At 68.9% G+C, this 15777-nt stretch carries 13 protein-coding genes; 7 read left to right on the plus strand and 6 right to left on the minus strand.

What is annotated here, in order from left to right; genetic code table 11:
- Nucleotides 1-224: 224 nt before the first annotated feature.
- From rsmG to rpmH, 6 genes are all read right to left on the minus strand, one after another.
- Nucleotides 225-950, minus strand: coding sequence for a 16S rRNA (guanine(527)-N(7))-methyltransferase RsmG (rsmG, locus tag AB0E02_RS11175; RefSeq protein WP_201805639.1), 726 nt, complete (start codon nt 948-950; stop codon nt 225-227).
- A gap of 136 nt (nt 951-1086) precedes the next feature.
- Complete coding sequence (locus tag AB0E02_RS11180) at nt 1087-1593, minus strand: R3H domain-containing nucleic acid-binding protein (protein WP_030412276.1); 507 nt, start codon at nt 1591-1593, stop codon at nt 1087-1089.
- A 14-nt stretch (nt 1594-1607) separates the two neighbouring features.
- Nucleotides 1608-2756: a membrane protein insertase YidC gene (gene yidC / locus AB0E02_RS11185; RefSeq protein ID WP_362137737.1), complete on the minus strand. Its 1149-nt coding sequence runs from the start codon at nt 2754-2756 to the stop codon at nt 1608-1610.
- A 3-nt stretch (nt 2757-2759) separates the two neighbouring features.
- Complete coding sequence (gene yidD / locus AB0E02_RS11190) at nt 2760-3077, minus strand: membrane protein insertion efficiency factor YidD (RefSeq protein WP_030412278.1); 318 nt, start codon at nt 3075-3077, stop codon at nt 2760-2762.
- Nucleotides 3074-3532 (minus strand): ribonuclease P protein component, encoded by a 459-nt coding sequence (rnpA, locus tag AB0E02_RS11195; RefSeq protein WP_362137738.1) that lies wholly within the window; start codon nt 3530-3532, stop codon nt 3074-3076. The genes yidD and rnpA overlap by 4 nt, the downstream gene beginning before the upstream one ends.
- Nucleotides 3533-3555: 23 nt before the next feature.
- Nucleotides 3556-3693 carry a 50S ribosomal protein L34 gene (gene rpmH / locus AB0E02_RS11200; protein ID WP_003975051.1) on the minus strand — a complete coding sequence of 46 codons (138 nt, stop codon included), beginning with the start codon at nt 3691-3693 and terminating at the stop codon, nt 3556-3558.
- Between the two features lie 376 nt (nt 3694-4069).
- Here rpmH and dnaA point away from each other — a divergent pair, with 376 nt between their 5' ends.
- From dnaA to gyrA, 7 genes are all read left to right on the plus strand, one after another.
- On the plus strand, nt 4070-5971 hold the full coding sequence (gene dnaA / locus AB0E02_RS11205; RefSeq protein ID WP_362137739.1) for a chromosomal replication initiator protein DnaA: 1902 nt from the start codon (nt 4070-4072) through the stop codon (nt 5969-5971).
- 911 nt (nt 5972-6882) lie between these two features.
- Nucleotides 6883-8013: a DNA polymerase III subunit beta gene (gene dnaN / locus AB0E02_RS11210; protein WP_030412281.1), complete on the plus strand. Its 1131-nt coding sequence runs from the start codon at nt 6883-6885 to the stop codon at nt 8011-8013.
- Between the two features lie 146 nt (nt 8014-8159).
- Complete coding sequence (gene gnd, locus AB0E02_RS11215) at nt 8160-9038, plus strand: phosphogluconate dehydrogenase (NAD(+)-dependent, decarboxylating) (protein WP_030798389.1); 879 nt, start codon at nt 8160-8162, stop codon at nt 9036-9038.
- Between the two features lie 52 nt (nt 9039-9090).
- Nucleotides 9091-10227: a DNA replication/repair protein RecF gene (gene recF, locus AB0E02_RS11220; RefSeq protein WP_362137741.1), complete on the plus strand. Its 1137-nt coding sequence runs from the start codon at nt 9091-9093 to the stop codon at nt 10225-10227.
- Complete coding sequence (locus AB0E02_RS11225; RefSeq protein ID WP_030412284.1) at nt 10224-10757, plus strand: DciA family protein; 534 nt, start codon at nt 10224-10226, stop codon at nt 10755-10757. The genes recF and AB0E02_RS11225 overlap by 4 nt, the downstream gene beginning before the upstream one ends.
- A gap of 298 nt (nt 10758-11055) precedes the next feature.
- The gene (gyrB, locus tag AB0E02_RS11230; protein WP_362137742.1) at nt 11056-13110 is read left to right on the plus strand and encodes a DNA topoisomerase (ATP-hydrolyzing) subunit B; all 2055 of its coding nucleotides are present in this window, start codon (nt 11056-11058) and stop codon (nt 13108-13110) included.
- A 50-nt stretch (nt 13111-13160) separates the two neighbouring features.
- Nucleotides 13161-15764, plus strand: a complete 2604-nt coding sequence (gyrA, locus tag AB0E02_RS11235) for a DNA gyrase subunit A (protein ID WP_362137743.1) — start codon at nt 13161-13163, stop codon at nt 15762-15764.
- The last annotated feature ends 13 nt before the right edge of the window (nt 15765-15777 follow it).

Genomic DNA, 15777 nt, shown 5'->3' on the forward strand with positions numbered 1-15777 from the left:
GGTCTACGGTCGCGCGGCGCGGCAGCCGCACGACCACGGCCGATGATCCCTTGCAGCAGAGAGCGACGTTTCACGTGAAACACGATGCCAGCGTCGCGTCCGAATAAGCCGCGACACTCCGTCTTGTGCCGTTTTGAAGGGGTTTATGGAAATACCGCGTCGCCTATTTCGCGGAACGGGATTCCCTCCCCCCTCTGCCGGTCTCCACGGCTCCGGCTCATGCCTCAGCGCCGGCGCCCCCTCGTCGGACGGCTGGCCCGCGCCGCCTTCGCCCGCTTCGCCGCGAAGCGCACGCCACCAGGGCTCTCGCCCACCTCGACCCGCACCACCGTCGTCGGCGGATCCACAATGCCCTCACCGACCTGCACCACCGAGGTGTCGACCACACCGAGCTTGCTCAGCGCGGCCCGGGCGCCCTTGAGCTCCTCCTCCGCGGCATCGCCCTTGAGCGCCAGCATCGCGCCGTACGGACGCAGCAGCGGAACGCCCCACCCGGCCAGCCGGTCCAGCGGAGCCACCGCACGCGCGGTCACCACATGCACCTGCGGAAGCTTGCCCATGACCTCTTCGGCCCGTCCCCGTACGACCGTCACATGGTCGAGGCCGAGCAGCTCGACGACTTCCTGAAGGAAATTCGTCCGCCGCAGCAGCGGCTCCAGCAGCGTGATCTTCAGATCCGGCCGCACCAGAGCCAGCGGGATGCCGGGCAGCCCGGCCCCCGAGCCCACGTCACAGACCGAGACGCCCTCGGGCACGACCTCGGAGAGGACCGCGCAGTTCAGCAGATGCCGCTCCCACAGCCGCGGCACCTCGCGCGGCCCGATCAGCCCTCGCGTCACCCCCGCGTCGGCGAGCAGTTCGCCGTACCGCACGGCCTCCGGAAAGCGCTCACCGAATACCTCCTGTGCCGCCTTCGGCGCAGGAGGGAGCTCCGCTGCTGCCTCCGTCACGGGAACCGCCCTTCCTCTGGACTGCTTTTCCTGCCGGGAACCCGGGTCACCCACCCGGAATAACACAGAACGCTGACAACTTTTGGCCCCGCCTGCGAGCAGACGGGGCCAAAGAAAAAACGGCTGCGCTGAGCGGTCAGGCCGGGAGGACAACCACTCGGCGCTGCGGCTCCTCGCCCTCGGACTCACTGCGCAGGCCGGCCGCCGCCACCGCGTCATGCACGACCTTGCGCTCGAACGGCGTCATCGGATCCAGCTTCACCGGCTCACCGGTACCGCGGGCCTCCTCCGCTGCCTTCGCACCGATCGCCGTGAGCTGCTCGCGCTTACGCGCCCGGAAGCCGGCGATGTCCAGCATCAGACGGCTGCGGTCACCGGTCTCCCGGTGCACGGCCAGCCGGGTCAGTTCCTGCAGCGCCTCCAGCACCTCACCGTCGCGGCCCACCAGCTTCTGCAGGTCGCGGCTGGTCGAGTCGCTGATGATCGACACCGCGGCGCGGTCGGCCTCGACGTCCATGTCGATGTCACCGTCGAGGTCGGCGATGTCCAGCAGACCTTCGAGGTAGTCGGCCGCGATCTCGCCTTCCTGCTCCAGGCGGGTCAGGGTGTCGGTGCCCTCGGCGGCAGGGGTCGTGTCCGTCACGAAAGGACTCCTTCTTACTTCTTCGACGGGTGCTTGGGGCGCTGCTGGCCCTTGCGCTGGCCGGACTTCGCGGAGCGGGACCCGGACGAGCCGCTCTGCGCGGTGCCGTCCTGGGCGGCCTTCTTCTCCAGCGACTGCTTCTTCGCTCCGCCCTGGCCGGAGTCCGCCGAGCCGTCCGCCGTGCCCGCCGAGCCGGCCCGCGTACGGGCCTGGGCACCACCGGTGGGCGCACCGCCGGTCTGCCGCTTGGACTTCGTCTGACGCTTGGGCTGCTGACGGTTCTGGCGCGCTTCCTCGACGGCCTTCTTCGCCGCGACCTCGGCCGGGCTCTCGACCAGCTTGCCCTGGGCCCGCAGCCGCTCCTGGCGCTCGGCGAACGCCTTGCTGCCCGGAGTCGGGTTACGACGGATGACGAACATCTGCTGGCCCATGGTCCACACGTTGGTGGTCAGCCAGTAGACGAGGACACCGACGGGGAAGTTGATGCCGAAGACGGCGAACATGACCGGGAAGACGTACATCAGCATCTTCTGCTGCTGCATGAACGGCGTCTTCACCGTGAGGTCGACGTTCTTGGTCATCAGCTGGCGCTGCGTGTAGAACTGCGACGCCGACATCAGGACGATCATGATGACCGTGACCACACGGACGTTGGTGACCGAGGCGCCGAGGCTCTCGATCTTCGCCGCGCTGTCCATGAACTTCGCCGCCAGCGGGGCACCGAAGATGTGTGCCTTCTGCGCGCTCTGCAGCAGCGTCTGGTCGATGAAGCCGACCGTCTTGCCGTTCGCGATGTGGCTGAGGACCTGGTACAGCGAGATGAAGAACGGCGACTGGGCCAGAATCGGGAGACAGCTCGAGAGCGGGTTGGTGCCCGTCTCCTTGTAGAGCTTCATCATCTCTTCGGACTGGCGCTGCTTGTCGCTCTTGTAGCGCTCCTGGATCGCCTTCATCTTCGGCTGGAGCGCCTGCATGTTCCGCGTCGACTTGATCTGCTTCACGAAGAGCGGGATCAGGCAGATACGGATCAGCACCACCAGCGAGACGATGGACAGACCCCACGCCGCGCCACTGTTCGGATCAAAGAGCAGGCTGTAGAACGAGTGGAACTGGACGATGATCCAGGAAACGGCGTAATAGAGAGGATTCAGGATCGTGTCCACGAATCAGGCTCCTTGGGCGTTGGGCTGAGTCTCGGGCTGGGCGGCGGGTTCATGGACGGCAGTCCCGCCCAGACGGCTCCTCAGCCGCTGGTGCCAGACCGGACGCTTCCGGGGAGGGACGTGGTCGACGCCACCGAGCGACCACGGGTTGCAGCGCAGAATGCGCCAAGCTGTCAGCGCAGTCCCTTTCACCGCGCCGTGCCGGTCGATGGCCGTGTAGCCATAGTGCGAGCACGACGGGTAGTACTTGCAGACCGGCCCCAGCAGGGGGCTGATGGTCCACTGGTAGATCTTGATCAAAAGCAGCAGCGGGTACTTCACTGTGCGCTCCCTCCCGGGCCCCGGCCGGGGTTCCGGGGGTCCGCGGCGCGACCACTGCCGGTCGCGGCCCCCGTGGGGTTGGAGCCTCTCGGCGCCCCTCCCAGCAGCCGCTCCAGGGCGGCGTCCAGGTCGCGGGCCAGTTCGTCGTGGTCCGCGGTGCCCGCGCCGGGCAGGGCCCGTACGACAACCAGGCTACCGGCGGGAAGCCGGTCCAGCCGTTCGCGCAGGAGATGGCGAAGCCGCCGCTTGACCTTGTTGCGGACGACCGCGATGCCAACTGCCTTGCTCACGACGAAACCCGCACGCGTCGGGGGAACACATTCCCCCGCTGCGTGCGGGTCCGTTGAACCGCTACGACAATGCACGACAAGGAGCGGGCGCCCGGCCCGGCGTCCTCGGCGTACCGCGGTCGCGAAGTCCTCGCGCCGCCTCAGCCGATTTTCGGTAGGCAGCACGTCATGGACCTAGGTCGGGCTGCTCAGGCCGACAGGCGGGCGCGACCCTTGCTGCGGCGCGTCGCGAGAATCGCGCGGCCGGCGCGGGTCCGCATGCGCAGACGGAAGCCGTGGGTCTTCGCGCGGCGGCGGTTGTTCGGCTGGAAGGTGCGCTTGCTCACTCGGGGGCTCCAGGAATGCTTGTTGTCTCAAGGAGAGACAGATGTGGGGCGTCGTTGGCTGTCACCGTGCGCCCACGAGTAGCTCGCAACGCCTAAGTGCACCGCTACACGATCACCAGAGCGCGATCTTTGCCCATCGGAGGCAGGCGGCAGCAGCCATCGACAACTCGACCTGGTCACGGTACGCGCGGCTACGCCATCCGGTCAAACCGGCTCCATGTGAGCCCGCGCGGTCCGTCGTCAGGACACACTATGCACAGCCTGTGGACAACAACTTGAATCCCCAGGCCCGCCCTGACTACCGTGGCTGAACTCCGATTCCTTCCCGCCCGTCCTGAGAATCACACATTCGTGGGACTGTGAGAGAGCGTGCCCTGTGGCTGATGTACCTGCCGATCTTGCCGCAGTGTGGCCGCGCGTGCTCGATCACCTCCTCCGGGCCGAGGCCGACGGCCTCAAGCCGAAGGACCAGGACTGGCTCAAGCGGACCCAGCCGCTGGCGCTGGTGGCCGACACCGCGCTGCTCGCCGTGCCCAACGAATTCGCCAAGGGCGTGCTCGAAGGCCGGCTGGCGCCGCTGATCGGGGAGGCCCTCAGCCATGAGTGCGGCCGCCCGATCCGGATCGCGATCACCGTCGACGACTCCTCCGAAGAGCCGCCGGCGCCCTCCGCGCCCGTGCAGCACCAGTCGCCCCAGCACCAGTCGCCCCAGCAGCAGCCGCACCACCAGCAGCACCCGGCGCCGCAGCAGCACGAGGCGTACGACTACGAACCCCGGCACGACAGCCGCCAGGGGTACGGGCACCAGGGCGACGATCTGCCCGGCGTGCGCCCCGCCTACCCGGACTACCAGCAGCCGCGGCACGAACCCGGTGCCTGGCCCCAGCACCTCGCCCCCGGCGGCCCCGGCCCGCGCGAGGACTACGGCTGGCAGCAGCAGCACCTCGGCGGCTTCCCCGAGCGCGAGACGTCCGCGGAGCAGTGGCGCGAGCCGTACCCGCCGGCGCCCCACGTACCGCAGCACCAGCAGGCGCAGCCCGACTACCGCGGCCAGGACCGCGGCCTCCCCCCGCAGCACTCCGACGGTGCGCGCTCCCCGTACGACGCGCAGCGCCGCGATCTTCCCGAGCACCAGCCCGGTGGCCACAACGGCCGCTCCGGCCCCGGTGCCGCGCTGCCGGCGCCCAGCGGCGCCCCGGGCCCGCTCGCCGCGCAGCCCGCGCCGGCCACCGGCCCGGGTGAGCCGACCGCCCGGCTGAACCCGAAGTACCTCTTCGACACCTTCGTCATCGGTGCCTCCAACCGCTTCGCGCACGCCGCCGCGGTCGCCGTCGCCGAGGCCCCGGCCAAGGCGTACAACCCGCTGTTCATCTACGGGGAGTCAGGTCTGGGCAAGACCCACCTGCTGCACGCGATCGGGCACTACGCGCGCAGCCTCTACCCGGGCACCCGCGTGCGGTACGTGAGCTCGGAGGAGTTCACCAACGAGTTCATCAACTCCATCCGCGACGGCAAGGCGGACGCGTTCCGCAAGCGCTACCGCGACATGGACATCCTGCTGGTCGACGACATCCAGTTCCTGGCGAGCAAGGAGTCGACGCAGGAGGAGTTCTTCCACACCTTCAACACGCTGCACAACGCCAACAAGCAGATCGTGCTCTCCAGTGACCGGCCGCCCAAGCAGCTGGTCACCCTGGAGGACCGGCTGCGCAACCGCTTCGAGTGGGGCCTGATCACCGACGTCCAGCCGCCCGAGCTGGAGACCCGGATCGCGATCCTCCGTAAGAAGGCGGTGCAGGAGCAGCTGAACGCCCCGCCGGAGGTGCTGGAGTTCATCGCGTCCCGGATCTCGCGCAACATCCGCGAGCTGGAGGGCGCCCTGATCCGGGTCACCGCGTTCGCCTCGCTCAACCGGCAGCCGGTGGACCTGGGGCTCACCGAGATCGTGCTGAAGGACCTGATCCCCGGCGGTGAGGACGCCGCTCCGGAGATCACCGCCACCGCGATCATGGCCTCGACCGCCGACTACTTCGGCCTGACCATCGACGATCTGTGCGGCTCGTCCCGCAGCCGGGTGCTGGTCACCGCCCGGCAGATCGCGATGTATCTGTGCCGCGAGCTGACGGACCTGTCGCTGCCGAAGATCGGCGCGCAGTTCGGCGGCCGGGACCACACGACCGTGATGCATGCCGACCGCAAGATCCGTGCGCTGATGGCCGAGCGGCGGTCGATCTACAACCAGGTCACCGAGCTGACCAACCGCATCAAGAACGGCTGAGACCGCGGCCGACGCGCCGCCTCGCACCGACCGCGCCCAGGGCGCCCGGGACCCGCTCCCGGGCGCCCTTCGCCGTTTGCGGGCCGCGCCCGGCGCGGTGTGCGACGCGGCGTACGACGCACTGCGCCGCCGTCCCGGGGCTGTGGAGCGTCGCCGGCCGTGTTCGATTCCGTGCCTGGTCACGGCCTCTCTCCACAGATTGGGCAAGAATCTTCCGTCCACACCCTGGGGAGAGGAAAGTTATCCCTGTGGGATCCACAGCCGGGCTCTCCGAAGGAAGATCGTAGGAGGTCAGCCGGGTGTGGATTTGTGGCCAAGCACTCTCCACAGGGTGTGGACAAAGATTCCGTCCACAGGTCGGTGGATCTCTTGTCCACCGACCGCCCACAGGTGAGCCGCCGTTGTCCCCAGCGATCCCCAGCTTCTCCACACCCCTGTCCACTGTTCGGCAACGCAACACCCCCTCTCACCGGGCCGAGTGAAAGCGGTCACACCAAGGTGATGGGTTGGGCTGTGGGGAACGTGGGTAAAGCTGGGGATGGCACTGGGGAGAACTGCCCGTCCCCTGTGCATCGGGTGTGCAGAACTTTCCGCGGTCCACAGCACGGGCCGTTTATCCACGGCCCCCGCCCACAGCCACGGTGGACAAAAAACCGAAGCTGACCTGCGCAGACGCAGTTGTCCACGGTTTCCACAGGGCCTACTACTACGACCACGGATATCTACCGGGGAACTCGTTCGGAAACGGGGCCTGTGCACAACTCGGCGGCCCGGCGTCCGGCGTCGCCCGAGTCGACTTGACCCCGAGCCGCACCGACTGTCGGTGGCGTGCGTCAGACTGGTCTCCGGCAACTGAGCCGACGACGAAGGCCAGCAGGGCGAAAGCCAGCAACAGCAGGAGGCGGTTTCCGGTGAAGATCCGGGTGGAGCGCGATGTACTCGCGGAGGCAGTGGCCTGGGCGGCCAAGAGCCTCCCGGCCCGTCCGCCGGTGCCCGTCCTCGCGGGCCTGCTGCTGAAGGCCGAGGACGGCGCACTGAGCCTCTCCGGCTTCGACTACGAAGTCTCCGCACGCGTCTCGGTGGAGGCCGAGGTCGAGGAGGAGGGCACGGTCCTCGTCTCCGGCCGGCTGCTCGCCGACATCTGCCGCGCTCTCCCCAACCGCCCGGTGGAGATTTCCACCGACGGTGTACGGGTGACCGTGGTCTGCGGCTCCTCGCGGTTCACCCTCCACACCCTTCCTGTGGAGGAGTACCCGTCCCTGCCGGCGATGCCCACCGCCACCGGCACGGTCCCCGGCGAGGTCTTCGCCGCGGCCGCCGCCCAGGTGGCCATCGCGGCCGGCCGTGACGACACCCTCCCGGTGCTCACCGGCGTCCGCATCGAGATCGAGGGCGACACGGTCACCCTGGCCTCCACCGACCGCTACCGCTTCGCGGTCCGCGAGTTCCTGTGGAAGCCGGAGAGCCCGGACGCCTCCGCGGTCGCGCTGGTCCCGGCCAAGACGCTGCTGGACACCGCCAAGTCCCTGAGCAGCGGCGACACGGTCACGCTCGCGCTGTCCGGCTCCGGCCAGGGCGAGGGCCTGATCGGCTTCGAGGGCGCCGGGCGGCGGACGACGACCCGTCTGCTGGAAGGCGACCTGCCCAAATACCGCACGCTCTTCCCGACCGAGTTCAATTCGGTCGCGGTGATCGAGACCGCTCCGTTCGTCGAGGCCGTCAAGCGCGTGGCGCTGGTGGCCGAGCGCAACACCCCGGTCCGGCTGAGCTTCGAGCAGGGCGTGCTGATCCTGGAGGCCGGCTCCAGCGACGATGCACAGGCTGTGGAGAGGGTCGACGCCGATCTGGACGGTGACGACATCTCGATCGCGTTCAACCCGGGCTTCCTGCTGGAGGGCCTGTCGGCGATCGACTCCCCCGTGGCGCAGCTGTCGTTCACGACGTCCACCAAGCCGGCGCTGCTGAGCGGTCGCCCCGCCAAGGACGCCGAGGCGGACGACGCCTACAAGTACCTGATCATGCCGGTGCGGCTGTCGGGCTGACGGCCGGCGGTGCCCGTGGCGGGGCCCTTGCGGCGACCGGCTGAAGGGCCCTGATGAGCGGCTGAGCCCACAGGTGTGCGCGGACCTGCGGGCGTAGGCTCGGACCCGGGTACTACAGCAACGACTACGTGCAAAGAGGGTCTCTGATGGAGCTCGGTCTCGTCGGTCTCGGCAAGATGGGCGGCAACATGCGCGAGCGCATCCGCCGCGCCGGCCACACCGTCGTCGGATACGACCGCAACCCGGACCTGGCGGATGTGAACAGCCTCCAGGAGCTTGTGGACAAGCTGAAGGGTCCGCGGGTGGTCTGGGTCATGGTGCCGGCCGGCGCCGCCACCCAGTCCACGATCGACGAGCTGGCCGAGCTGCTCTCGCCCGGCGACATCGTCGTGGACGGCGGCAACTCCCGCTGGACCGACGACGAGAAGCACGCCGAGGAGCTGAAGGCCAAGGGCATCGGCTTCGTCGACTGTGGCGTCTCGGGCGGCGTCTGGGGCCTGGAGAACGGCTACGCGCTGATGTACGGCGGCGAGAAGGACGACGTCGCCAAGGTGCAGCCGATCTTCGACGCCCTCAAGCCGGAGGGCGAGTTCGGCTCGGTGCACGCCGGCAAGGTCGGCGCCGGCCACTTCGCGAAGATGGTCCACAACGGCATCGAGTACGCGATGATGCAGGCCTTCGCCGAGGGCTGGGAGCTGCTGGAGAAGGTCGACTCCGTCACGGACGTGCGCGAGGTCTTCCGCTCCTGGCAGGAGGGCACGGTCATCCGCTCCTGGCTGCTCGACCTGGCCGTCAACGCCCTCGACGACGATGAGCACCTGGACAAGCTGCGCGGTTATGCACAGGACTCCGGCGAGGGCCGGTGGACTGTGGAAGCCGCCATCGACAACGCCGTTCCGCTGCCCGCGATCACGGCCTCGCTCTTCGCCCGCTTCGCGTCCCGCCAGGACGACTCCCCGCAGATGAAGATGATCGCCGCGCTGCGCAACCAGTTCGGTGGCCACGCGGTCGAGAACAAGAAGTAACCACCAGCAGTACTGGCACCACCACGCAGCCGGGGGAGGTCGGCGCACCGCCATGCACGTGACGCATCTGTCGCTCGCCGACTTCCGCTCGTACGCCCGGGTCGAGGTCCCGCTCGATCCGGGCGTCACGGCGTTCGTGGGCCCCAACGGGCAGGGCAAGACCAATCTCGTCGAGGCGATCGGCTATCTGGCCACGCTCGGCAGCCACCGGGTCTCCTCGGACGCACCGCTGGTGCGGATGGGCGCCGAGCGGGCGGTCGTCCGGGCCGCCGTCACGCAGGGCGAGCGGCAGCAGCTGATCGAGCTGGAGCTGAATCCGGGCAAGGCCAATCGCGCCCGTATCAACAGGTCCTCGCAGGTCAAGCCGCGGGATGTGCTGGGCATCGTGCGGACGGTGCTGTTCGCGCCGGAGGACCTGGCGCTGGTCAAGGGCGACCCCGGCGAGCGCCGGCGGTTCCTGGACGAGCTGATCACCGCGCGCTCGCCCCGGATGGCCGGGGTGCGCGCCGACTACGACCGCGTCCTCAAGCAGCGCAACACCCTGCTCAAGACCGCGGCGCTGGCCCGGCGGCACGGTGGCCGCCAGATGGACCTGTCGACGCTGGACGTCTGGGACCAGCATCTGGCCCGGGCCGGCGCCGAACTGCTGGCACAGCGGCTCGACCTGATCGCCGCGCTGCATCCGCTCGCCGACAAGGCGTACGAGCAACTCGCCCCGGGCGGCGGCCCGTTGGCGCTGGAGTACCGCCCCTCGGCGGGTGAGGCGATGGCCGGCGCGACGTCCCGCGAGGAGCTGTACGGCGTGCTGCTGGCCGCGCTCGGTGCGGCCCGCAAGCAGGAGATCGAGCGCGGCGTGACGCTGGTCGGCCCGCACCGCGACGACCTGGTGCTGAAGCTCGGCCAGCTGCCGGCCAAGGGCTACGCCAGCCACGGCGAGTCCTGGTCGTACGCGCTGGCGCTGCGGCTGGCCTCGTACGACCTGCTGCGCGCCGAGGGCAACGAACCGGTGCTGGTGCTGGACGACGTCTTCGCCGAGCTGGACGCGCGGCGCCGGGAGCGGCTGGCGGAGCTGGTGGCCCCGGGCGAGCAGGTCCTGGTGACGGCGGCGGTCGACGACGACGTGCCCGGGGTGCTGGCCGGGGCGCGCTTCGAGGTCTTCGACGGCGCGGTCGAGAAGGTGACCCCGTGAGCGAGCAGCAGTCCGACCGGCCCGAGCCCCCGGCACTGTCCGGCGTCGACCTGGCCCGGCAGGCGCTGGTGGCCGCGAAGGAGCAGGCGCGGGCGCGGGGCGCGGCCGCGCAGCAGAAGAAGCAGGCCCGGCGCGGGGGCCTGCGCTCCGGCGCGCGGGCGGACGGCCGCGATCCGCTGCCGCTGGGCGCGGCGATCAACCGGCTGATCACGGAGCGCGGCTGGGAGACCCCGGCGGCGGTCGGCGGGGTGATGGGCCGCTGGCCGCAGCTGGTGGGCCCCGAGGTGGCGCAGCACTGTGAGCCGCAGCGCTACGACGAGGACGCCCGGGTGCTGACCGTGGCGTGCGACTCCACGGCGTGGGCGACCCAGCTGCGCCTGCTGGCCCCGCAGCTGGTGGCCCGGCTCAACGAGGACCTGGGCCACGGCACGGTCAAGATGCTCAAGGTGCTGGGTCCGGGCGGTCCTGCCCGCCGGTACGGAGCGCTGCGTGCGCCCGGCAGCAAGGGCCCCGGCGACACCTACGGATAGCCCGCAGGACACCGGTTCACCACTGGGGCGGGTGAGACTCCGCTCACGGTAGCCGCCGGTTGACAGCCGGAAGCGCTGAGTGCCCGTTTGAGCGTCCTGGGGCCCCGTCTCGGATATGGGGAGTCGGCGGACGGCGGTTCAGGGCGGCACATGACGACTCAGGTGCCTGCAAACCCCCATGAGTGTCGGCGCCACCGGTACACTGGTAGCAATCCCGCCCACTCGCGGAATATGTCGAACGACGCAGCCGCTCCCGCCTGTTTTCCCGGGGTGACCCGCTCAGGCGCGGAAGGGGCTTGTGCTGTGCCAGAAAGGGCGCTTCGTGGCCGACTCCGGCGACCTCAACGAGAACAACACGGCTTCTACTGAAGAGGGGGTTCCTGCCGGCGCCATGGGCGACTCCTCGGTGGAGACGTCGTACGACGCCAGCGCGATCACCGTCCTCGAAGGCCTGGACGCGGTCCGTAAGCGCCCCGGCATGTACATCGGCTCGACGGGCGAGCGCGGTCTGCACCACCTCGTGCAGGAGGTCGTCGACAACTCCGTCGACGAGGCGCTGGCCGGCCACGCCGACACCATCGATGTGACGATCCTGGCCGACGGCGGTGTGCGGGTCGTGGACAACGGCCGCGGTATCCCCGTCGGCATCGTTCCGTCCGAGAACAAGCCGGCCGTCGAGGTCGTGCTGACGGTGCTGCACGCCGGCGGCAAGTTCGGCGGCGGCGGGTACGCGGTCTCCGGTGGTCTGCACGGCGTCGGTGTCTCCGTGGTGAACGCGCTGTCGACCCGGGTCGCGGTGGAGATCCGCACCGACGGCTACCGCTGGACCCAGGAGTACAAGCAGGGTGTGCCGACCGCCCCGCTGGCCAAGCACGAGGCCACCGACGAGTCCGGCACCTCGGTCACCTTCTGGGCCGACGGCGAGATCTTCGAGACCACCACCTACAGCTTCGAGACGCTGTCCCGGCGTTTCCAGGAGATGGCGTTCCTCAACAAGGGGCTGACCATCTCGCTCAAGGACGAGCGTCCGGACCACGTGGACGAGGACGGCACGCCGCTCTCGGTCCGGTACCACTACGAGGGCGGCATCGTCGACTTCGTGAAGTACCTCAACTCCCGCAAGGGAGAGCTGGTCCACCCGACGGTCGTCTCGGTGGAGGCCGAGGACAAGGAGCGGAACCTCTCCGTCGACCTCGCGATGCAGTGGAACACCCAGTACAGCGAGGGTGTCTACAGCTTCGCGAACATCATCCACACCCATGAGGGCGGTACCCACGAAGAGGGCTTCCGCGCCGCGCTGACGGGTCTGATCAACCGTTACGCGCGCGACAAGAAGCTGCTCCGCGAGAAGGACGACAACCTCACCGGTGAGGACATCCGCGAGGGTCTGACGGCGATCATCTCGGTCAAGCTCGCCGAGCCGCAGTTCGAGGGCCAGACCAAGACCAAGCTGGGCAACACCGAGGTCAAGACCTTCGTCCAGAAGGTGGTCCACGAGCACCTCAACGACTGGCTGGACCGCAACCCCAACGAGGCCGCGGACATCATCCGCAAGGGCATCCAGGCGGCGACCGCCCGCGTGGCCGCCCGTAAGGCGCGCGATCTGACCCGTCGCAAGGGCCTGCTGGAGACCGCGTCGCTGCCCGGCAAGCTGAGCGACTGCCAGTCCAACGACCCGACCAAGTGCGAGATCTTCATCGTCGAGGGTGACTCCGCCGGCGGCTCGGCCAAGTCCGGCCGCAACCCGGAGTACCAGGCGATCCTGCCGATCCGCGGCAAGATCCTCAACGTCGAGAAGGCCAGGGTCGACAAGATCCTGCAGAACAACGAGGTCCAGGCGCTGATCTCGGCCTTCGGCACGGGCGTGCACGAGGACTTCGACATCAGCAAGCTCCGGTACCACAAGATCATCTTGATGGCGGACGCCGACGTCGACGGCCAGCACATCAACACCCTGCTGCTGACCTTCCTGTTCCGCTTCATGCGCCCGCTGGTCGAGGCCGGTCACGTCTACCTCTCCCGCCCGCCGCTGTACAAGATCAAGTGGGGCCGGGACGACTTCGAGTACGCCTACTCCGACGCGGAGCGGGACGCGCTGGTCGAGCTCGGCAAGCAGAACGGCAAGCGGATCCGCGAGGACTCCATCCAGCGGTTCAAGGGTCTCGGTGAGATGAACGCCGAGGAGCTGCGCGTGACGACCATGGACACCGACCACCGTGTCCTCGGCCAGGTCTCGCTGGACGACGCGGCACGCGCCGACGACCTGTTCTCGGTGCTCATGGGCGAGGACGTCGAGGCACGCCGCTCGTTCATCCAGCGCAACGCCAAGGACGTCCGCTTCCTCGACATCTGAGCCCTGTCGGCCCGATCAACAGCCGCAGCTCGAAAGGACTTTGAACCACCATGGCCGACGAGAACCCCCCTGTGACCCCGGACGGCGTGACCGCCGAGGGCGCGCCCGCCACCATCGAAGGCGTCGGGATGCGCGTCGAGCCCGTCGGGCTCGAGACGGAGATGCAGCGCTCCTACCTCGACTACGCGATGTCCGTCATCGTCTCGCGTGCGCTTCCGGACGTCCGGGACGGCCTCAAGCCCGTCCACCGCCGGGTGCTGTACGCGATGTACGACGGCGGCTACCGCCCCGAGAAGGGCTTCTACAAGTGCGCCCGCGTCGTCGGCGACGTCATGGGTACGTACCACCCGCACGGCGACTCCTCGATCTACGACGCGCTGGTCCGCCTGGCGCAGCCGTGGTCGATGCGGTTGCCGCTGGTCGACTCCAACGGCAACTTCGGTTCCCCGGGCAACGACCCGGCCGCGGCCATGCGGTACACCGAGTGCAAGATGAAGTCGCTGTCCATGGAGATGCTCCGGGACATCGACGAGGAGACCGTCGACTTCCAGGACAACTACGACGGCCGTAACCAGGAGCCGACGGTCCTGCCGTCCCGCTTCCCCAACCTGCTGATCAACGGCTCGGCCGGTATCGCGGTCGGCATGGCCACCAACATCCCGCCGCACAACCTGCGCGAGGTGGCGGCCGGCGCCCAGTGGGCGCTGGAGCACCCGGAGGCATCCCACGAGGAGCTGCTGGACGCGCTGATCGAGCGGATCAAGGGCCCGGACTTCCCCACCGGCGCGCTGGTGGTGGGCCGCAAGGGCATCGAGGAGGCGTACCGCACCGGCCGCGGCTCGATCACGATGCGCGCGGTGGTGGCGGTCGAGGAGATCCAGAACCGCCAGTGCCTGGTGGTCACCGAGCTGCCGTACCAGGTCAACCCGGACAACCTCGCGCAGAAGATCGCCGACCTGGTGAAGGACGGCAAGATCGGCGGCATCGCGGACGTCCGTGACGAGACCTCCTCGCGTACGGGCCAGCGTCTGGTGATCGTCCTCAAGCGGGACGCGGTCGCCAAGGTCGTCCTCAACAACCTCTACAAGCACACCGATCTGCAGACCAACTTCGGTGCGAACATGCTCGCGCTGGTCGACGGGGTGCCGCGCACGCTCTCCCTGGACGCGTTCATCCGCAACTGGGTGACGCACCAGGTCGAGGTCATCGTCCGGCGGACGAAGTTCCGGCTGCGCAAGGCCGAGGAGCGGGCGCACATCCTGCGCGGTCTGCTCAAGGCGCTGGACGCCATCGACGAGGTCATCGCGCTGATCCGGCGCAGTGAGACGGTCGAGGTGGCGCGCGAGGGCCTGATGGGCCTGCTGGAGATCGACGAGATCCAGGCGAACGCCATCCTGGAGATGCAGCTGCGCCGGCTGGCCGCCCTGGAGCGCCAGAAGATCACCGCGGAGCACGACGAACTCCAGCGCAAGATCAACGAGTACAACGCGATCCTGGCCTCACCGGAGCGCCAGCGCCAGATCATCAGCGAGGAACTCGCCGCGATCGTCGAGAAGTTCGGCGACGACCGGCGCTCCAAGCTGGTGCCCTTCGAGGGCGACATGTCCATCGAGGACCTGATCGCCGAGGAGGACATCGTCGTCACGATCACCCGTGGCGGCTATGTGAAGCGCACGAAGACGGACGACTACCGCTCGCAGAAGCGCGGCGGCAAGGGCGTCCGGGGCACGAAGCTCAAGGAAGACGACATCGTCGACCACTTCTTCGTCTCCACCACCCACCACTGGCTGCTGTTCTTCACGAACAAGGGCCGGGTCTACCGCGCCAAGGCCTACGAGCTGCCGGACGCCGGGCGCGACGCCCGCGGCCAGCACGTGGCCAACCTGCTGGCCTTCCAGCCGGACGAGCAGATCGCGCAGATCCTGGCGATCCGCGACTACGAGGCCGCGCCGTATCTGGTGCTCGCCACCAAGGCCGGCCTGGTGAAGAAGACGCCGCTGAAGGACTACGACTCGCCGCGGTCCGGCGGTGTCATCGCGATCAACCTGCGTGAGCGGGACAACGACGCCGAAGGCACTTCCGACGAGCTGATCGGCGCCGAGCTGGTCTCGGAGGCCGACGACCTGCTGCTGATCAGCAAGAAGGCCCAGTCGATCCGCTTCACCGCGTCCGACGATGCGCTCCGGCCGATGGGCCGGGCCACCTCCGGTGTGAAGGGCATGAGCTTCCGCGAGGGCGACGAGCTGCTCTCGATGAACGTGGTCCGCGCGAACACCTACGTCTTCACGGCCACGGACGGCGGGTACGCCAAGCGCACCGCGGTCGACGAGTACCGCGTCCAGGGCCGCGGCGGTCTGGGCATCAAGGCCGCCAAGATCGTCGAGGACCGGGGTTCGCTGGTCGGCGCGCTGGTCGTCGAGGAGACCGATGAGATCCTGGCCATCACGCTCGGCGGTGGCGTGATCCGTACGCGGGTCAACGAAGTCCGGGAGACCGGCCGTGACACCATGGGCGTCCAATTGATCAACCTGGGCAAGCGCGATGCCGTCGTGGGCATCGCACGGAACGCCGAGGCCGGCCGGGAAGCCGAAGAGGTCGACGGGGACGAGCCCGGGACCGAGGCGGCAGAGGTGACCGAGCCCCCGGCGGAGTAGCACGAGGAGTAGG

The sequence above is a fragment of the Streptomyces sp. NPDC048196 genome, from assembly GCF_040652715.1.
Lineage (GTDB): Bacteria > Actinomycetota > Actinomycetes > Streptomycetales > Streptomycetaceae > Streptomyces > Streptomyces siderophoricus.

Excerpts from the sequence above, each read along its gene's own strand:
- gyrA (WP_362137743.1), top strand. The coding sequence starts at position 13,161 with ATGGCCGACGAGAACCCCCCTGTGACCCCGGACGGCGTGACCGCCGAG.
- gnd (WP_030798389.1), top strand. The coding sequence starts at position 8,160 with ATGGAGCTCGGTCTCGTCGGTCTCGGCAAGATGGGCGGCAACATGCGC.
- recF (WP_362137741.1), top strand. The coding sequence starts at position 9,091 with ATGCACGTGACGCATCTGTCGCTCGCCGACTTCCGCTCGTACGCCCGG.